Here is a 19,309-nt window from a genome sequence, read left to right as displayed (position 1 = left end):
TCACACTCACACATACTTCCTATGCACCATCTTCCCATCATAAGAGAAAACAACACCCTTATTCTCCACAACCGACTCCATATGCACCGTTCTTCCCCATAGCTGATACATATAAGGCAATACTTTCTCCAAATACTTCAAATCAAGTTCAATTCCTTCATAATAATGCTTTAAGTATAATTCACCAGTTTTTAAGTAATCTCCATCTTCAACCATCAGATATGGAAAGCCACCGTTTGTTCTCATATTTACGAGTTGATCTCTTACATGTTCCCACTCTTTATCTACTACTTTGTATTCTTTCCCTTGCCTTTGGAACAAGTACATATCTTCTCGCATAACTAATTCTTTCGTTAAATAATTACGAATGAAGGATGTATCACTGTCCATCTCACGCACTTCAAAAATCTTCTGCTTACCTGATTCAGGTTTTATTCCTCTTCTTTTCATTTCCTCAGTTGGATTGTCATATCGCTCTTCAATATGCTCAAACATTTTGATTCCGAGGTAGTACGGATTAATGCTTGTTTTTGAAGGCTGAACTACACCCGCATTTAATTTTGCAAACTCAATTGCTTCACTTGAAGTTAAATCCATTTCTCGTAAAATCCTTTGATGCCATAGACTTGCCCAGCCTTCATTCATAATTTTCGTTTCCATTTGTGCCCAAAAGTAAAGCATTTCTTCGCGCAACATCGTTAAAATATCCCGTTGCCATTCTTCCAACTCACGACTATATTCTTCGATAAACAACAATAAATCTTTTTCTGGTTGCGGTGGGAATTTCTTTTTTTTACGGATAAGTGGAGATTCTCTCTTTTTCTTCGCATCATCTAAACCCCATAAATCATCATAAACCGTTTTTCTTGTTTCTTCTTTTTCTTCCACATACATATCATCTATTGTCCACGCTAGTTTATTTCTTACCAATGAAGGATCAATGTGTTCTTGAATCGCCAGTACCGCATCTAAAAACTTTTCGACTTCCTGTCTTCCGTATTCGTGCTCATATGCTTTTATTCTTTCTGCGGTCGCAGCCATACTTTCGACCATGTCTCGTTTAGTATTTGAAAATCTAATATTATTTTTGAAGAAATCACAATGTGCCAGCACATGTGCAACAATCAACTTATTTTGAATAAGGCTATTTGTATCTAATAAGAACGCATAACATGGATTCGAGTTAATTACCAATTCATAAATTTTGCTTAGTCCTAGATCATAATGAAGCTTCATTTTAAAAAATTGTTTTCCAAAGCTCCAATGTGAAAAACGAGTAGGCATTCCATATGCCCCGAATGTATAAATAATTTCAGCAGGACAAACTTCATATCTCATCGGATAAAAATCCAGCCCAAATCCCGTCGCAATTTCTGTAATTTCATCGATAGCATATGCAAGTGCACGATCTTGACTCATTACGTTTTCCCTCCTCTTCTCCTATACAGTAAATATATGAGACAAGAATAGAAAACATGAGACAAGTTTATCTTACTTAATGTTTATAATTCTAAAAATTGGAAAAAATTACTTTAAGAAGGGTGCTACACAAAAGAAAAGAAAACTAAAATTACATTTTAAAAGGAGGACAAGTCGTGCTTTCTAGAGTTGTAAGTAATTTAACTGGTGGAGTTGTTGGAGGAGCCTCTGGGGCATCTTTATTAACAGGATTAGGGTTAGTATGTGGTGGACCTGTAGGTGCAGCAATTGGTTTTGGTGTTGGCTCAATTACAGGAACAGCTGCAGGTGCTATTGCTGGAAATGAACTTGCAAAACAAATTGAAGACTGTAAATAGTAATTCAATATAAAATAATAGAGGTGAAAAACATGGAATGGGATAAATTTTCTGAAGGTGCTTCTGTAGGTTTTGATAATTTTATTGAAGTAGCAAAAGGTGAAAAAGACCTCCCTACTGCTATGCAGGACATTAAAGATCATTTTACAGAGGATAAAAACTAAATTCAACCTCAAAACCAAGCTATATCAAGCTTGGTTTTGAGGCTATATACTATGCCATCTTTCTTAGAATCTTAATAATATTACCTAAGCAAATTTACAATAGTAATGCTATAACAGTAACTTTATCCTAGTAAATAATAGAAAGGCATATTTAATCACTATGATCGAATATACCTAATAAAAATCGATTCTTTTCTACAAATCTTTGAAAATGGGACAAGACCGAACAAGTTCTAAAACCGAGAGGATCATTTATGTTTTTCCTAAAAACCGAGAGCGCTAAAATTTGAAAATGTAGCAACTATGCGAAATGGACAAGAACCCTTGAAACCACTAGGGACAAGCACTCCTTGTCCCCTTTTTCTCGGTAATAACAAATAACAGCGATCGCTAGCACTTGTTATTACCGAGAATTCCATCAGCTGTATGTATCTAATATTGCGCTAAAACCGAGATTTATTTTATCACTTCAAGTAGTTTCATAGAAAATATAAGAACGAGTTTTAGCGAAGGGGAGCATAATTTGATTGCAACTCTTTATTGACTTTCAATCAAAGTAGCCGTTCTCAGCCTGTACAAATTAATAAAAGCTTGTCCATTTATTGATACTACAACTTTTCGGTCATCTTTATCTTCTTACCGAGCCGATAGCTTGTACACACTTGATATATCAACACATTAGATCATCTATTTTTGTTCATTTTTCATTACAATCCTAAGAAGGATTGTAATGAGAAATAAAGTAAATGTATCGTCATCTGCCAGCACAATATATGCTTCTCATTTATTTTCTCACAAATCTTGAGCGAAGTGGAAAATTTATTTTTGGGATACAGAAACTCCCTACACAAAACAAATAAACCACCTATTCATGGTAGGTGGTTCATTCACTGATTAAGTTTTCATATATTTTGTAATCTAAGCGCATATCCCTCGATACATATACCGCCTTAACAAATTGTAGTAAAAAATTTCGCATGGACTTTTCGTTTTCTGGGTCAAATGAAAAGTTGAGTAACTCATCTTGATATTGATTTTTCAGTGCATTCATTACAATGTTTAAACTTTCTTGTTTATCCTCTAACAGTTGCTGTTGCTGCTTTATTTCCTCCAAGTCATTATGCTTTTGTGATCTTCCTGTAAGCAATATTTCTACAAGCTTACTATTCCAATCATCTTGTTCATCCTCTTTACCTAATACATCTTCTGTATGATTCGCTTTAAGACCCTTTCCCGTTGTTATGTCCTTGTATAATTGACTAATCTTTTTATCTAACACATCAATATTTTCAATGAGTTTGATTCGTTTATTCGCTAATTCTTTTTGAACATTAGTAATTTCTTCATGTTCTTTTTCAATTTGCAACTGCGTTTGTTGTATCAAGTTTTCTCGATGTTTTTCTAATAATTTTTTTAAAACTCTCCCCACATCTTCTTTGAACTTATCATGTATTTTTTCTGTTTCTAACTTCAAACCACAATTTCTACATTCGTATAGAATCTTTCCATACTCCACTTTTTCGCCATTTTTACGTTTACTTTTCGTTTTTTGATTTTTTGTTTTGAATGGCAGTTGACACTCGTTACAATGCAATATATCTCGTAACCAGAAAGGAGTGCTGCTTTTTCGTACCGTTTGACTTTTTCGTCTCTCAACATATAAATAAAAACAATATTCCCATTCGTCTCGCGACATGATTGCTGGAATACTTTCTTGTTTTTTAGACCACGTCCATGTCTCCATTTTCAACTGGAGCTTACCTTTTACATAACGATTCATCGTCATATGTCCTGCATAGAAAGGATTCGTAATAATATATTTAATTTTGTCTTTGTACCACTTCTGCCCTATATCCCGCCTATCTGCAATGAGTTTATTTGCAATTTGCTGGAGCCCATATCCTAATTTAAATAAACGAAAAATCTCCTGTACAACTTCCACTTTTTTACCTGTAATTTCAAAAAGTTCTGTTTCTTTATCGTAAATATATCCATACGGTGCCTGTCCACCAGTCCATTCACCATTTTCTATTTTACTGCTAAATGTATCTCTTGTTCGTTCTGCAATTAGTAGAGGTTCAATTTGAGTCAACGCATCCTTTATTGTCAGAGGAACAATTTCTCCTACTGTATATATTTCTCTCGTACTACTTAAAACAACTGGCATTCCGAGCCTTTGCATTTCTGTTCGAAGCTCATTATGTTCTTGCGTATTCCTCGCAATTCTGTCATTTTTATAAGAAACAATACAATCAAACTTATTTTCCTTAGAATCTTTTATTAATCTCTGCAAATCCTTCCTTTGATCCATCGGCACCTTAACAGCAGACGTCTTCGGATCAATATATATATTATTGTCTAATAATTCACAGCCATAATCCGATAAAAATTTTCTTACGTCGTGGATTTGCGCATTCTCATCTTGTTTACCCGTGGAATATCGAGCGTAAAGCGCTATTCTACTTCCCTTTTTCAATATGTCTTCAAGACGTTGATAAGCTATTTTCTGGCTCACAATAAACCTCCTGTACCATCATAAAAGGATGTTTAAAAATAATATGATACTCATAATCACTGATATAAATCACTTCAATTATGTCACGATAAAATTCTTTTCGTTTTTCTTCGCTTAATTCCAAAATGATATTTTCATATTTCAAATCATTACACCATTGCTGCGCTTGTTCTTTAATATGCTTGATTTCATATAATCTTTTTTGTAACTTCACTAATCGATTTTTCTCTTCTTTCAACTCATCGTAAGTCAAATCCATTTCTTTTTTATGATGAACACTTTCGTTTTTTAACCATCGATCAATTTTTTTCGCAAGCTGTATTTCTTGATTACTTACTATTCTTTCCTGTTCTTTTATCCATTTTTGTAGCTGTTCAACACTTTTCTGTTGACTACGTTTATATAATTTTTCAAAATCGCTTCGAAGCATCTTTGTAAAAAACTCTTTTCCATGTCTTATAATATCTTTTTCGATGCTATCAGCTACTACAAATACATTATGCTCTTTACATTCATAAACTTTATACTTTTTCCTATTTCGCATTCTTTCATTCGTAGTCAAATCTTTTCGGCATTCATAACATTGCAGGATTTCTTTTAACGGAAACCGAAATTTAGCTACATTAGGCTTTCGTTTGACTAGCATACCTAAAATTTTATCGTTGGCTTCGTTCCACTCTTCTTCATTAACAATCGACAATTCAGTTAAATATCTAGGTATCGACTGATTATTTGAATTCATTTTTTGCGTTCCCATGTACAACGGATTAGACACCGTTTCAAGGATAAGTTGTTGATGCCAGCTTGTTTTTCTCTTCAGCTTTCCTTGTGCATTAAAATCACGATACAGTTCCTGTAATGTTTTATATTTATCACTCAAAATTGCATCATATATTTCTCTTACAATCTTTAGCTCTGGTTCTATACGTTCAATAAATGTACTACTGTTATCTCGTTTTTTCGTTTTATAACCAAAAGGCACATTACCTGATGATTTACCTGATATAAAATTCGCAATTCTAGTTTCCATAATCCGTTCAGCAATTTGTTTTCCTTCATGCTCATTCATGGCACCTAAAATACACTCAAGATATTCACCGATTGCAGTATATGTCATAGGAATTTCATTTTCAGATGCAAAACAAACTTCAATATTATACTCTTTGAACAACTTATATAGTTCCAAGTGTTCATTTAAATTTCTAGCTAATCGATCTCTCTTATATACAAGAATTCGTTCAATCGTTCCCTCTTTAATATCTTGTATTAACCGCGCCATATTAGGACGATCTAACAATTTAACCTTTCGAGATGATACATATTCATCTGTATATTCTTCATGAATTGGTAATTTCTTTTGGACACTGTAATGAACCACTTTTGAGCGTTGCATTACAATCGAATTCTCTTGGAGCGTTGTTGAACTTCTATAATAAGCAACTGTTCGTTTCAATACTGAAACTCACCTCCTTCTTTATTTTCAATATACGCTTGTCCATCATTTTTAGAAGTTTCTTTTAGTACCTTTTCTTTTACGCACTCGATATATAAATCAAACCATTTTTGCGCTGCTTCAGGATCATGAACATATTGTACGGAACCAAGTGTTAATTTTTTCATTTCTTTCATCTTTGACATTTCAATCATTCCCTTTCCGTTTATATCTTTTTATAAGGAGCTGAACAAATTTGTTAGAAAATGTAGGAGCAACCATTCGTATGTTACGCGAAAAAAAAGGCATTAGTTTAAATAATTTCGCAGCTACACTTGATGTCTCAGCAGGATATTTAAGTCATTTAGAGACTGGTAAAACAGATAACATTCCTCTTCGACTTCTTCCAAAACTTCAAGAAGAATTAGGGTTATTTAGCTCAATCCATTCATTAAATGAAACGGAACAAAATTTTGTTTTACAAGTAAATGCCATGCAAGAACCTTTATTGAATTTGCATCAACAAAACCCAGAAGCTGCTGCTTTTTTGCTTGAAACATTAGAAAAAGGACTCAATATCTTCCAACAAAACTTGAAATAATTTCTATGCATAGTATAGACACCTATCGGAAACTTATTCATAAATAAAAATAAAATGTTCATAAATATGAATACAAACAGAAAAAAGGGAGAGTCTATCCAATGAAGGATGCACTCTCCTTTTGCTGTTTCATTTCAATTTGAACTTGCTCTATATTACATTTACTTTCATTACATTGGAGGAGGTGAACGGCTGCTAAACTTTTCAATTGCTTTTCAAATTGAAAAAACTTCTCGGACAACTTACATAAATCCGATTCACTCAGAAGTTCTAATGAATTGTGAATATGCATCTGTTCATTTTTGACTCGAATCGAGATTGTGACGTTTCCATCTGTCATTTGCAAATCCCCCCCTATAAGAACATACCTATGCGGGGAGAAGATGAGGACAACCCTATAACTTGTTCTATCATGTTGAACTTTTTCTTTCATATACATATGGACAAGGAGGTGTTTTTTTATGAACGAACAGTCTTCTCAATTTATTGCGTTATACTGCCGAGTTTCCACAGATGACCAAGCAAAAGAAGGCGTTTCATTAGAAGAACAACAAGAACGTTTAGAAGCCTATTGCCGCGCGATGGGTTGGGGTGAAGATGTCGTCGTTTATGTTGAAGATGGCTACTCAGCTAAAAGCACCGACCGCCCACATTTAAAGAGACTTATTGAAGATGTAAAAGCTGGTGAAATCAAAAAAATCATTGTAACAAAACTAGATCGAATGAGTAGAAAATTATTAGACTTGCTCACATTAATTGATTTATTTCAAGAACACGATGTTTCATTCGTTTCTATTAGTGAGTCATTCGATACAAATACACCATCGGGGCGGTTAACTCTTCAAGTATTAGGAGCAGTCGCCGAATTTGAAAGAGAACGCATTCGTGAACGTGTCTTTGAAAATATGTATCATGCTGCTTCTAAAGGAAAATGGCTTACACAACACCCTTTTGGTTATCGATTAGAAAACAAAGAACTCGTTATTTATGAAAATGAAGCAAAAATTGTTCGAGATATATTCATTTGGTACACACAAGAAGGTCACGGTTTCTATGCGATTGCAAAAAAACTAAATTTACTAGGCATCCCTTCTCGGCAAAATAAACAGTGGTCTATTCGTTCCGTCAAATTACTACTATCTAATCCTGTATACAAAGGGACTGTAGTTTGGAATCGAAAAGATCGATCAAAGAAAAAAGAACAATTCAAAAAAGAAGACGAGTGGGTTATCCAAGAGAATGCTGCTCCAGCCATTGTTACAGATGAATTATGGAATGAAGCTCAAAAACGGATGCAAACTTCTACCCTTGCTCCACGCGCTCAAACAAGCCCACACCTTCTAGGAGGATTACTGAAGTGTGGAAAGTGCGGATCTGGAATGAGCATTGGTTGGTCAGGCTCAACGAAAAATCGTTACAGAGTGTACAGATGCTCAGCTAATAAAAATAAAGGAACATGTACGAGCAAGCAATATAAAGCTCATCAGTTAGAGGAACTTTTCAAAAAAGGGCTATCCAATCTATGTGAATCGTTTAGCTTTTCATTACATCCTTCATTATCTTTACAGAAAAGACAAACAGACGTAACAAATCAGATGAAACTGGCAACCGCCAAAAAGAGGTATAAACGAAAAGTTGAAGCTTTTACTGCAGGGTTAATCGAGTTAGAGGACTTACAAGAAGAAAAAAGAAGACTAGAAACTTTAGAACTCGCATTACAACCTACTACTGAATTAAATGAAAACATCAATTTACCTCAAATAGAAGAATGGATGAAAAGTAAATTAAAAAACATCTATGATGCATTATCAATCGTTCCTGTTGAAGAGTTAAAACCGCTCATACAAACGATTATTGAAAAAGTGATTCTACATAGCGAAGAAGAACTAGAAATTGTTTTACAACCTATTATATAAATATGGAGGCTTCATCATGAATACACATCATTTATCATCAACAAGCGGCAAATGGATTCCACATATTCAAATGCCGCATACTCCTCCTAATAAGGAAGCTCTATTAACAATGGCAAAACATTTAAACATCCATCCAATATTTTTGTATCATTTACATCTTCATGGTTATGAGCAATTTGAAACAATTGAACGATTTCTTGTTCCAAATTGGGAACATTGCCATTCTCCGTTTCTTTTACAAGATATGAAAAAGGCGGTATATCGAATTTTCAAAGCGATTCAAAACAAAGAAAACATCATGATCTTTGGTGATTATGATGCGGATGGTATTACGTCTTCAACTTTATTATATAAAGGCTTAAAGAAGTTGAATGCCAATGTAACAGTACGACTTCCAATCCGTTCAGAAGGTTATGGATTATCCGCAAAAGTGATGAATGAATTACCTTCAAACATTTCTCTTATTATTACAGTCGATAATGGTTCATCCGCCCACGAAGCTATGCAAGTTGCTAAACAAAAAGGAGTAGATGTCATTGTTACAGATCACCATGACATTTTACAAGGTTATCCTGATTGCTATGCATTCATTAATCCAAAAAGAAATGATGACACATATCCCTTTCCATTTCTTGCTGGAGCTGGCGTGGCACTCAAAGTTGTACAAGCTCTATTTGAAACAATCAAACAACCCTTTTTAAAGTATTGTAGTGAATTAATTGAACTAGCAACAATCGGAACTATTGCCGACTTGATGCCATTAAAAGACGAAAACCGTATTATCTGTTCATACGGATTAAAACAAATGAATAGTAATCCAAGCCCAGCTCTCAAAACACTATTCAAACTTTTAAAAATAAAAACAGTCGATAGTAGTACGATTGGATTCCAAATCGGTCCACTTTTTAATGCAACAGGACGGATTGCAGATCCAAATATTACAGGTGAAATGCTTAGAAACAATGAAACAGATCAAGCAAAATGGACTGAACTATTATGTATCAACAATCAACGTAAACAAATGACAAAAGAGCAGTTCCTAATCGCAGAAGAAACCATTTTCCAGGATCAGTTACATAAGGACAACGTAATTGTTGTTTGGGGAGATTTCCACCCTGGCATAATCGGATTGATTTCATCTCGTATTTCCGAAAAATATAAAAAGCCTTCCATCGTTATCTCTAACACAGGGACAGGGTCTGCACGAAGCGTTAATAAAACAGACTTCTCTATCGTAAAAGTCATTCAAGATTGCCGAGACTATTTGAAAAAATACGGAGGGCATCGAGCAGCTGCAGGATTATCAATACCAATGAAAGAACAGCATCTTCTTTTATTCCGTTCAGCTATTCAAGAAGCTGCAAAAACACAAACCTGCCTAATTCCACCAACCTATTACTTATCGAAATTACCAATAGACAAATTTTCAGAACAGCTCTTTCGAGATTTGTACACATTAGAACCTTTCGGGATGGAAAATCCTAAGCCTATCTTCTTAAGTCAAAATACTAAACCTTCTTTTGTTAAAATGCTTGGGGAAGATCATTTATTATTTGGGATTTCTTCAAAATGTGTATTTGGTTTTCAAAAAGGGGATTTATATGAACAAATAAAAAAATCTCGTACCATGCATTGCCTTTATACAACTAACTGTTACCACCAAAAAAATTTCTTAATCCAGCAAATATCATTGTAAAAAAACAGGTTGAAGAACTAATTACTGTTCTTCAACCTGCTCTTTTTCTGCTTCCTCTTTTGGTTTTTCAAATTTCTTTAAGATACTTTCCCTATTCTCCACAAGATGTTTCACTTGAGCTTTCACAAAAGGTTTCCATGTATCATAGGGCTTATTCCCACTATGACAGTAATACTTCGATTCCGTTCCCCTAAGCGATCCTTTCAATTTACCATCTTCCTCAAAAATCTGCTTTAACAAATAATTATATAATACTTGCTCCTGTTGTTGAGTTATTTCTTCTTTTAAATATTTATCCAGTACCTCTTGAAATACATCAAATGTTACTTTTTCCACTTTCGCATTTTCCATATGATTTTTCTGTGACACATCGTTATTAACATTCTCTCTATCACTAGCTATTTCCTTATCCTTTTGCTTTCGTAAAGGTAGTTTTTTATTTTCATCAAGCAATCGTATCTTCTCTTCAATTAATAAATACTTTTCTTTCTGTAAAGTTTCATTCTTCTCTTGTAACTTCCGATTCTCCTTTACCAAAGATTCAACTTGCCCCAATAGTAATTCACTTTGCTTTTGAGATAATTGAAGCTGTACCTTCCAGTCTTCAGGAATATGTACATTGCCCGCCATAGGAAAAATCTTTTCTTTCTGTTCCAATGTACTAACTTTCTCCCTCAAATCGTGTAATTCACTCTGCAATTCTTCATTACGAAAAAATAGTTTTCTCAAACCTGGCTTCATTCTTTCAATAAAATCCTCTAAATCTTTTTCATGAATCCGCCAACCTTCCTTACGATTCACACTCACCTCACCCACAATCTTCCCCTCCCGTAACCACCTTGTGATCATCTGCTTCGAGCTCGTAATATCGTAACTTTTCAATACCTCCAATGCTTCATTCACGTTATACCAACGTGCCATTGTTCATCTTCCTTATCTTTGTAATGTTATGAGAATAAAGTTACTATTACTGTATGCGGGTAAAGTTACAGGTATAACAAAAAGGACATCTGGAATTAGATGTCCTTTTATTAACTTATTTAACTTTTTCTTGTAATACTTCTTTGAGTAGTTCAATAGCACTTTCTTCGGTTGAATCGTTTGTGCCGAGTTCACCACGAAAGGCTTTGAAGAGAACCGATTGTTTAGTTTGTTCTACTTTCTCTAACGCATCTTCTAATAAACTCTTTGTAACACTTTCTTCTTGCAAAGCTTTTTCGATAAAGGAGACAATTTCTTCTTGAATATGCTCTGATGGTACTGGAATAAATATCTTTCCCAATTCTTTTTTATTAATTTTAGGTAGCACCGACCTAGACCCAGCTGTAGACGCTTGCTCTGTAAAAACAGGCGAAAGCATGTACCAAAATAAATATTTAGTATTTAAATCCGTCTCAATCGGGTACATATCTGCACTACATAAACCATCAAATTCAGCAACAACAACTTTTGAAAGATACGGACGAATTTTCGAGTATAATATTTGTCCTTCATAAAAATAATGCTTAGAACTTTTAACCTTAGCCTCTTCAATTGTTTTATACTCCAAAAGGCTCCCTGTCCCTTTTCCTATATTATCTGGAGCAATATGAGGTAACTGCCCATACAATTTTGGATCAACTAAATTTGAACATACTTTAGCAATGTCATCAAATCTCTTCCAGACCCAGTTTTCGGGGATTCCATAGGGCTGTTCTTTGCCACTATTTTGATTATAAATATTACAGTTTAACTCTCCACGAAACGCCTTATCTAAAATAGCCGTACGACGAAGCTCAAATGTTTCCTTTGCTCCTTCAATCAAAGCTTTTGCTTCCTCAATCTTTTCTAACAATCGCTCTATTTTCTCAACAATACATTTTTGCTCACGAAGAGTAGGAAGAGGATATGGAAATTCCTTAATAATTGTTTGAGAAATATTTGGTTGTGCTCCACCTTTCCCCATTTCAATCAATTTCTTTCTCTGAGACAAAAAATAATAAAACATAAATTTTTTATCCGTTACGGGGTATGGAACTCCTACCGCACAGGCTTGATTAGTCGCGGCATCCATTCCCAGTATTCCAAGTCTCCCTATTGTTGCACCATACATAGCAATCGCTACTGAATCTTTTGGGAAAAGTTTAGCGCTGGATTTTTTTAACCCTTCTTCTGTAATCTTCTCTTCTGAGTCAAATATAATTTTATCCCTCAACTCACCTGTTTTTAACCAAGGTATGCTTCCATTGTAATATTCATTTTTTTTTCGAGAAGGTGTACCTCCAGATCCCCATTTCGCAACAAACTCTGATTTTACCCAAATCCAATTCTTAGGCACTTCGTACGCCTGCTCTTCTGTAAAAGTCATTGCCTCATTTAATAATTCCTCGATGGTCTTTTTTTTCTTACTCATTACTTAACCACCTCAGCCTTTTCCACCGCTTTCAATTCATCTACAACTTCATTTAATAATGTAATAGCTTGCTGTAACTTACCAATCGCTTCTTCTGCCGATTCAATTGGATCTGGTAAGTTCTCATATGCAGATAATGATTCATCAGCAATTAATCCAATATCTAAACTATCATCTTTTTTTGCAATCTCTTCGCGTGTAAATACATTCCATCTTTCATCTTCTACAATCGAACGATCCTCAGCAGTGTATGCTTGCATAAACTCTTCAAAATGTGCTTCCGTTAATGGGGTACGTTTTCCGAATGATGGCATATTTGTACGAAGATCGTATACCCATACTTCTTTTGTACTATCTCGATCTGTTTTTTCTCTTGTAAAGAATAATACATTTGTTTTTACGCCTTGTGCGTAGAAAATTCCTGTGGGTAAACGTAAAATTGTATGTAGATTACATTTATCCATTAAGTCACGACGAATTTGCGCACCAATCCCACTTTCAAATAATACGTTATCTGGTAAAACAACTGCTGCACGCGCATTTCCATCATCTTTTAATGCATTATAAATAAGCTGTAAGAAATTTAACTGCTTATTCGATGTTTCAAATGTTAGGTCATCACGAGTAGCACGCTCTCCACCTTTTTTCGTACCAAACGGAGGGTTCGTTAAGATTACATCAAAATTCTTTATCCATTTTCCGTTACTTGATAATGTATCTCCTTGCTCTAAACGTCCTTCGATTCCATGGAGTAATGCATTCATTAAAGCTAAACGATGTGTATCCTTTACAAGTTCCATCCCTGTAAATGCTTCTATTTTTTGAAACTCAGCTTGTTCTGGATCAATATCAAAGTAATCATCAGTTTGATTTTTTAAGTATTGATCCGCTGCAATCATAAAACCAAATGTACCTGCTGCTGGGTCACTACATTTTTCTCCGATTTTAGGATCAACAAGCTTAACCATCAAATCAATTAATACACGCGGTGTAAAGTATTGACCTGCCCCTGACTTCGTTTCACTTGCGTTTTTTTCTAGTAAGCCCTCGTATAAATCACCAAGCCCTTCTTTTTCTGCATTGTACCAATCTAAATTATCAATTGATTTAATGATTTTTTCTAAGTTCTTCGGCTCAGAAATGCTTGTACTTGCATCGGCATAAATTTTTCGTAAAATACTATTGTCTGAACTTCCAAGTTCTAAAAGAAGGCGTTGATAATGTTCTTTTAATTCTATTCCTTCACGAGAGGCTAGGTTCTCCCAGCGATACTCTTCTGGAATTACATGCTCTATATTCACTCTATCTTCATCAGAGGAATTTCCCTTCTCATTCATCATCTTCAAAAATAAAATGTATGTTAATTCTGTTAGGTATTGTTGATATGTAATACCATCATCACGAAGTACGTTACAAAGATTCCATAGTTTTTGTACAATTTCTTGGTTGTTCATTTATTTTCCCTTCCTTTACATGAAAAGTGTGCCTCATAATAGAGGCACATTGTTAACTAATATATAAGTAATCATTTATAGTATACACAATCTTGTCAATCTCTTCTCCAAATTCGCGTTTTAACATGTTATAACCACCACGACTACGGAATGGTTCTTCTGAAAACGCATCTTCTGGAGTCGGTGCTAACACTGGTACTTGTAATAACTGTTTTTCAATCCGCTCCAACCATTTTTGTTGGCGTGGTGTCCAATCATGTAAGCTGTATACCTTCTGCATCGCACGTTTAATGCGTGCTTCGTGATCCACTAATGCATCGCCGAGAGCTGCTTGACGAATAAATGTAATAATGTCCGCTGCAATGTCCTCATTTTTCGTTTGCTTCCACGCTGTTTGTAAGTGAGATTGCTTAAACCCTTTCGTTTCAAGGATCGTAATTAATTCGCGCAAATCTTGACGTGTTAGTTCTTTTGGGCGTGTACACACAATTTGCAATGCAGGGATTAAGTTGATGTTTTCTTTTACAAAACGTTCAAATCCTTCAAGATAATCTTCAGGACGATTATTCCCTTCCCCATATCCACGCTCTACTTTCGTTACACGATCATCATGGTTAGAAATATATATTTTTTCACCTTGTGTACGATATTGTGAAACATATTCAAATAAAAGTTCTTGTTTTCTTGCTACTTCTGGTGTTACAGATTGTAATTCATGTGCCCAATCATCAATGCTTTTCCCATTCGTCAATTCTGTAAATTTCTGCTTCGCTTCTTCTGGCAGACGTTGTTTCTTGCGTTGTATTTTTGCGATAAGTTGATCACGATAAAAATCCGCTTCTTTTTCATCATTAGCGTTTGCTAATGACTGATACAAATCATCAATTGAATAATTTTGTTGTTTCACAACAGGTTTCATGTCTGTGTATGATTTTAAATTATCATAAATACCAACTGCATCATAAATATTGAAATGAGTTTTTCCAATATCAGTACATAAACGCGTTGCACGTCCTAACATTTGATCATACAGAATACGAGATTGCACGCGGCGTAAAAACACTAAGTTTGTAATAGCAGGTACATCAACACCTGTCGTTAACAAGTCTACTGTAACGACAACATTCGGTAAACGCTCGTTTTTAAAACGTTTAATCGCATCAAGTGGTTTATGAATATAACCTGTAATTTTCATGATAGCATCATCTTCCACTTCATCACCGCGCTCTTTGTAAGCCTCTTTTAATAGACGTACAATCGTATCAGCATGTGCATCATTTACTGCGAAAATTAACGTTTTCTCCTTACTAGTTGGATCGATATAATCAGTTAACTTGTTTAAAACAGCGCGATTAAAAGGCTCCGTGATTACTTTTCGGTTGAACTGTTCTACTTCAAATTGAACTGTATCTTCCATCTCTTCTAATTTTAGTTCTTGTTGGTCGACATCGTACACTTGTACTTCATCACCCTTCTCGAACTTAATCCCTGCTTCCATTAGCTCGGTTTTAAACACATACGGTGGCTCATGGTCCACTAAGTATCCATCTAATACTGCTTCACTATACGAATACTTATAAATCGGCATACCAAAAATATCTGTCGTATGAAGGGCTGGTGTTGCCGTCAATCCTAAGCATGCTGCGTCAAAATAATCGATTACACGACGATATTGACTAATATAATCATTTTGATCACGGAATTCCATTTCCTCTTCTGACATCTCGCGATCACTTGTATAGCCGCGGTGCGCTTCATCAACAATAATAAAATCATATTGTCCAACTGTTGGTAAGTTTGCATTGTCACTATAAAACAGACGCTGTACCATACCTTGTACCGTTGCAATATGTACTTTCGTTTCTATCTCAGGTGATATATGTTCTAATGTTTTCACATCATATATATCCGTAAATGCAAGCCCCTCAAATTTTGTATCTTTCAAAGAGTCTTCTGTTTGTGTCCCCAATGATTTACGGTCAACTAAAAATAGAATTCGGCGACACTTTTTCGTTTTTATAAGGCGATACATTAATGCAATCGCTGTACGAGTTTTTCCCGTCCCCGTTGCCATCGCAACTAGCATTCTCCGCTTGCTTTCCTTTAAACCACTTTCTACAGACAGCACGGCATTTTGTTGGTAAGGACGTAAACTAAATTTTTCAATACTTTCTTCTTCTAGTTTCTTATCAGCATCCTGGTCATCTTGTTCTAACAGCATCTGTAAATCCATAGGAGAGTGCCATCCTTCTAATGGACGTGAATGCTCTAATCGTTTACGAGAATCCCAGAACCAAATACCAGATTCATCTTTTAATTGTTTTAAATACGGACGTCCATTTGTTGCGTATAAAAATGGAGCTTTGTACTCACCCGTTGTTGGCATTAAGGTTTCATCTTCATGCTGATAAACATTACGGGCATAGAACTTCGTCTGGCTATCTAATACAGAAGCAATTTTTTTATGTTTTGCTTTAGCCTCAATAAAACCAACAAGTTGTTTACCAATAAATAAGGCGTAATCTGCTCGACCACCTTTAACAGTCCACTCAGCGATCGCCATATTTCGTCCCTTTTCTGGACGTGTACCATTTTGGAAAGTGAGATTAACACTATCAGCTTCCCAACCAGCTTGACGTAACTTTTCATCAATAATTGTTCTCGTCTCTTCTTCGGATAAAAGTAAACGATTCACATATTTTTTTGAAATACGACTACGTCTTTGCTTGTCCTCTGATGTATCATACTGTGATTCTTTACGAACCTTTTCTAATTCTGCTTCTAACTGTTTTACTTTCTCATCATATTCCTTTTGCAATGCCGACGCATCTACTTTTTCTTCCTTTTCAGGTTCAACATACTCTGGCGCTTCAAAGTCCCAATCACCATATACTTCCATAAACCAAATACCTAAACGGAATGACATAAGCAATAACGCTTGAGCTTCTTTAACCGTTCCATATCCAGCTTCATGCGCTGCGTTATTTCCTTTTTTACGAATTGCGTCAAACATATCGTAAAGCTCTTTTTCTAGTAAACCTTCTCGACGTAATGTTTGTATACGATCAACCTGACTCGTATTATATGCTTCTTTAATATTTTCCATTGCCAAAATAACTTTAGCTAATGTTTCCCCAAACAAACGGAGTTTCATCAATGTTGTATGAGGATCATGGTGCATATTCTTCTCAGCCGTCTCACCAAGGTTAGCTAACACATCCCACTTTTCTCGAAAGAACGAAAAGTTACTTTTACTCATCTCCATCACCAACTTCTAAATATTGTATACTCTTATTATACATATGCAGTAAAATTTTTACATTCATTTAAATATAGTTACGATATTTGAATAAGATTAAACACCGTAACTATATTTTCATCATCTAACTTCTTATAAGTGACACAAATACTTTTTCACTTATTGATATTATTTTGTCCAATTTATTAGTCCTATTTGTTCATATAAACCTAGTGTTGATTCCACCTTGGCTTTATACGCCTCATTCAATGCTTGTTCGTATGTTTGATTTATTAATTGATACTGCTTACCTACCTGAATTTGTGCTTCCTGCGTTAAGCTTGGTACACGAATCTTTTTCATATCGCTTAATTTAATTAATTGAATCGTCGTACCTATTTGAATCTGTTCCATTTGCCATATTCCAAAAGGACTCTCTAGAAACGTTTGAACGAAATAAGGATCTACTCCTTCTTTTGGGCGAATAATCATTAAGTTCATAGAAGCATATGCATTTCCGATACCTTTTGGTACTACTGCAAATTTTATAGATGTTCCGCGGCTAAGCAATACAATGTCTCCTGCTTGAACCTTTGCTTTTTGTATCACTGAAAGGTCTGCAACTGATACAGACTCTAATTCATCTACACTTATCTTCCCACCTTGAATATCACTAGCTTTGATAATCTGAATAGAATGTTGACCATCACTTGATTTAATATTGATTCCATTTGTTAATTCAGCAATCTCACCTAGCTCAACCGTTTTCTCTCTATCCATCATTTCTATTTTATTTATAGTTCTTTCACCGATAACAGGTAAACTAATTCTCTCGGACATCGTATACCGTTCTGGAATGAATTCTCCATTATTTTGAATGACATCATCTATTGATACAGTGCTCGCTACTCCATTTACATTTTCGGTACTTTGATACAATGATAAAATACGTTCAATATGTTCACTTTCTAATACTTTAGCTCGACCTTGTACTCCTATAATTTCACTCGCATCAACCATTCTAATACTAGGTGATACCTCTAGAGATTGATTACGATTTAAAAATAGTGCATAGGGTGCTACCGCAGTATTCAGGAGAATTGAACTCGCGAACTTGATTACTCCCTCCACTTGTCTGCTTTTTGCAATTGCTGTTCTAACTTTCTCCTCTACACCGCCTCTAAATAGCGAACCACCTAAAGTTAAAATTATAGCTCGACCATTTGCCTTTGTTGATGCAAGGGCATGGGAGACGTAGTCTAAAGTAGCATCCCGTTTAGAAGATCGTCCAAATAAAAATCTACCAAATTCATCATATTCTCCAACATTTGAGCTAATGGGTCCTATTGCTGGGATAGAAATTACACAATCAAACTGTTGAAGATTTCCCTTCTCTAATATGAAAGTCGGTTTCTTTAATACGTCTCCCTGTTTAATTACAATATTGGATATTCCATATGCATACGCACCTAATTGCATCATATCAAATACATCTAAAGACATTGTATCTGCATGAACCGTTAGCTTCGGATACTTCTTTGCAATAACAAGTGACCAAAATGGATCATCGTTATTTCCTTGAATATATATATCTTTTAATGTCTCTTTTATCATTTCTTTTTCAAATAACAATTTCATTGATGAAGGAATTTGTTGATTAGTTTTTTTCGATGATAAATTATCTAACTTACAAGTAATCGCATAAACTTCCTCAATAGTACCTGTCACATCATTACTCACTGCTTGTAAAAACATACGAAGTGCATTTTTGTCTAAGTTCTCAGCCAAACGAGCTGCTGCTTTTCCGATTTCCTCTTCTTGATGTTGTGAGAGAAATGTTTGAATAGCTATCGGTGTACTCGAATGTGATTCCAACACACTAGGTAACAAAGAGAGTGGTTTGTTATTTTTTTCTAATGTTTTACTTATTACACCAGCTAATAAAATCATTCCTTTGTAGTTTTCCGCTCTTTCATAACCTCGAATACTTTCTAAAGCTGCATAAATACTTCTTCCATAATTAGTTTTCACATTATTCACTCCTTAGTTATTTAATAACTTTTTCTTCTTGACTTAAATTTACCAGTTATAACTTCACTTGTCAA

Annotated in this window: 15 protein-coding genes; 5 read left to right on the top strand and 10 right to left on the bottom strand. The window is 34.9% G+C overall.

Going from position 1 to position 19,309, the window contains the following annotated elements; all coding sequences use genetic code 11:
- Nucleotides 1-6: 6 nt before the first annotated feature.
- Nucleotides 7-1,419 carry a SpoVR family protein gene (locus PDK19_RS07175; RefSeq protein WP_097648740.1) on the bottom strand — a complete coding sequence of 471 codons (1,413 nt, stop codon included), beginning with the start codon at nucleotides 1,417-1,419 and terminating at the stop codon, nucleotides 7-9.
- 176 nt (nucleotides 1,420-1,595) lie between these two features.
- Between PDK19_RS07175 and PDK19_RS07170 the strand changes: the two genes are divergently transcribed.
- Nucleotides 1,596-1,796, top strand: a complete 201-nt coding sequence (locus PDK19_RS07170; protein WP_097648739.1) for a glycine zipper family protein — start codon at nucleotides 1,596-1,598, stop codon at nucleotides 1,794-1,796.
- 32 nt (nucleotides 1,797-1,828) lie between these two features.
- Nucleotides 1,829-1,960 (top strand): hypothetical protein, encoded by a 132-nt coding sequence (locus PDK19_RS07165; protein WP_255254328.1) that lies wholly within the window; start codon nucleotides 1,829-1,831, stop codon nucleotides 1,958-1,960.
- A gap of 883 nt (nucleotides 1,961-2,843) precedes the next feature.
- Here PDK19_RS07165 and PDK19_RS07160 read toward each other — a convergent pair.
- From PDK19_RS07160 to PDK19_RS07150, 3 genes are read right to left on the bottom strand one after another with little or no spacing between them, the layout of a single operon-like run.
- Nucleotides 2,844-4,475, bottom strand: coding sequence for a recombinase family protein (locus tag PDK19_RS07160; protein WP_097648738.1), 1,632 nt, complete (start codon nucleotides 4,473-4,475; stop codon nucleotides 2,844-2,846).
- Nucleotides 4,444-5,928: a recombinase family protein gene (locus tag PDK19_RS07155; protein ID WP_097648737.1), complete on the bottom strand. Its 1,485-nt coding sequence runs from the start codon at nucleotides 5,926-5,928 to the stop codon at nucleotides 4,444-4,446. Before PDK19_RS07155 ends, PDK19_RS07160 begins: the two co-directional genes overlap by 32 nt.
- Nucleotides 5,925-6,113 carry a hypothetical protein gene (locus PDK19_RS07150; protein ID WP_000041401.1) on the bottom strand — a complete coding sequence of 63 codons (189 nt, stop codon included), beginning with the start codon at nucleotides 6,111-6,113 and terminating at the stop codon, nucleotides 5,925-5,927. Before PDK19_RS07150 ends, PDK19_RS07155 begins: the two co-directional genes overlap by 4 nt.
- A gap of 50 nt (nucleotides 6,114-6,163) precedes the next feature.
- On the opposite strand from PDK19_RS07150, the gene PDK19_RS07145 reads away from it, so the two are divergent.
- Entirely contained in the window at nucleotides 6,164-6,508 is a 345-nt protein-coding gene (locus tag PDK19_RS07145; RefSeq protein WP_000892710.1) for a helix-turn-helix domain-containing protein, read from the top strand.
- A gap of 94 nt (nucleotides 6,509-6,602) precedes the next feature.
- On the opposite strand, the gene PDK19_RS07140 is transcribed toward PDK19_RS07145, so the two are convergent.
- On the bottom strand, nucleotides 6,603-6,848 hold the full coding sequence (locus PDK19_RS07140) for a hypothetical protein (protein WP_000129405.1): 246 nt from the start codon (nucleotides 6,846-6,848) through the stop codon (nucleotides 6,603-6,605).
- Nucleotides 6,849-6,969: 121 nt separating this feature from the next.
- Here PDK19_RS07140 and PDK19_RS07135 point away from each other — a divergent pair, with 121 nt between their 5' ends.
- Nucleotides 6,970-8,424: a recombinase family protein gene (locus tag PDK19_RS07135; RefSeq protein WP_001005465.1), complete on the top strand. Its 1,455-nt coding sequence runs from the start codon at nucleotides 6,970-6,972 to the stop codon at nucleotides 8,422-8,424.
- A 16-nt stretch (nucleotides 8,425-8,440) separates the two neighbouring features.
- The gene (recJ, locus tag PDK19_RS07130; RefSeq protein WP_097648736.1) at nucleotides 8,441-10,120 is read left to right on the top strand and encodes a single-stranded-DNA-specific exonuclease RecJ; all 1,680 of its coding nucleotides are present in this window, start codon (nucleotides 8,441-8,443) and stop codon (nucleotides 10,118-10,120) included.
- 21 nt (nucleotides 10,121-10,141) lie between these two features.
- On the opposite strand, the gene PDK19_RS07125 is transcribed toward recJ, so the two are convergent.
- The 5 genes from PDK19_RS07125 to PDK19_RS07105 form a co-directional block, all read right to left on the bottom strand.
- Nucleotides 10,142-11,041 (bottom strand): helix-turn-helix domain-containing protein, encoded by a 900-nt coding sequence (locus PDK19_RS07125; RefSeq protein WP_097648735.1) that lies wholly within the window; start codon nucleotides 11,039-11,041, stop codon nucleotides 10,142-10,144.
- 115 nt (nucleotides 11,042-11,156) lie between these two features.
- On the bottom strand, nucleotides 11,157-12,512 hold the full coding sequence (locus PDK19_RS07120) for a restriction endonuclease subunit S (RefSeq protein ID WP_097648734.1): 1,356 nt from the start codon (nucleotides 12,510-12,512) through the stop codon (nucleotides 11,157-11,159).
- Nucleotides 12,512-13,966 carry a class I SAM-dependent DNA methyltransferase gene (locus tag PDK19_RS07115; protein WP_097648733.1) on the bottom strand — a complete coding sequence of 485 codons (1,455 nt, stop codon included), beginning with the start codon at nucleotides 13,964-13,966 and terminating at the stop codon, nucleotides 12,512-12,514. Before PDK19_RS07115 ends, PDK19_RS07120 begins: the two co-directional genes overlap by 1 nt.
- A 52-nt stretch (nucleotides 13,967-14,018) precedes the next feature.
- Complete coding sequence (gene hsdR / locus PDK19_RS07110; RefSeq protein WP_097648732.1) at nucleotides 14,019-17,225, bottom strand: type I restriction-modification system endonuclease; 3,207 nt, start codon at nucleotides 17,223-17,225, stop codon at nucleotides 14,019-14,021.
- Between the two features lie 168 nt (nucleotides 17,226-17,393).
- Entirely contained in the window at nucleotides 17,394-19,235 is a 1,842-nt protein-coding gene (locus PDK19_RS07105) for an N-6 DNA methylase (RefSeq protein WP_255254327.1), read from the bottom strand.
- Nucleotides 19,236-19,309: the final 74 nt, after the last annotated feature.

The sequence above is a fragment of the Bacillus cereus group sp. BcHK124 genome (assembly GCF_027712065.1).
Taxonomy (GTDB): domain Bacteria; phylum Bacillota; class Bacilli; order Bacillales; family Bacillaceae_G; genus Bacillus_A; species Bacillus_A pacificus.
Note: the sequence above shows the minus strand (reverse complement) of the source record. Positions and strands in the feature narration are given on the sequence as shown.

Coding starts and splice junctions, on each gene's coding strand:
- PDK19_RS07175 (WP_097648740.1), bottom strand. CDS start 1,419: ATGAGTCAAGATCGTGCACTTGCATATGCTATCGATGAAATTACAGAA.
- PDK19_RS07165 (WP_255254328.1), top strand. CDS start 1,829: ATGGAATGGGATAAATTTTCTGAAGGTGCTTCTGTAGGTTTTGATAAT.
- PDK19_RS07150 (WP_000041401.1), bottom strand. CDS start 6,113: ATGTCAAAGATGAAAGAAATGAAAAAATTAACACTTGGTTCCGTACAA.
- PDK19_RS07140 (WP_000129405.1), bottom strand. CDS start 6,848: ATGACAGATGGAAACGTCACAATCTCGATTCGAGTCAAAAATGAACAG.
- PDK19_RS07135 (WP_001005465.1), top strand. CDS start 6,970: ATGAACGAACAGTCTTCTCAATTTATTGCGTTATACTGCCGAGTTTCC.
- recJ (WP_097648736.1), top strand. CDS start 8,441: ATGAATACACATCATTTATCATCAACAAGCGGCAAATGGATTCCACAT.
- PDK19_RS07125 (WP_097648735.1), bottom strand. CDS start 11,041: ATGGCACGTTGGTATAACGTGAATGAAGCATTGGAGGTATTGAAAAGT.
- PDK19_RS07120 (WP_097648734.1), bottom strand. CDS start 12,512: ATGAGTAAGAAAAAAAAGACCATCGAGGAATTATTAAATGAGGCAATG.
- PDK19_RS07115 (WP_097648733.1), bottom strand. CDS start 13,966: ATGAACAACCAAGAAATTGTACAAAAACTATGGAATCTTTGTAACGTA.
- hsdR (WP_097648732.1), bottom strand. CDS start 17,225: ATGAGTAAAAGTAACTTTTCGTTCTTTCGAGAAAAGTGGGATGTGTTA.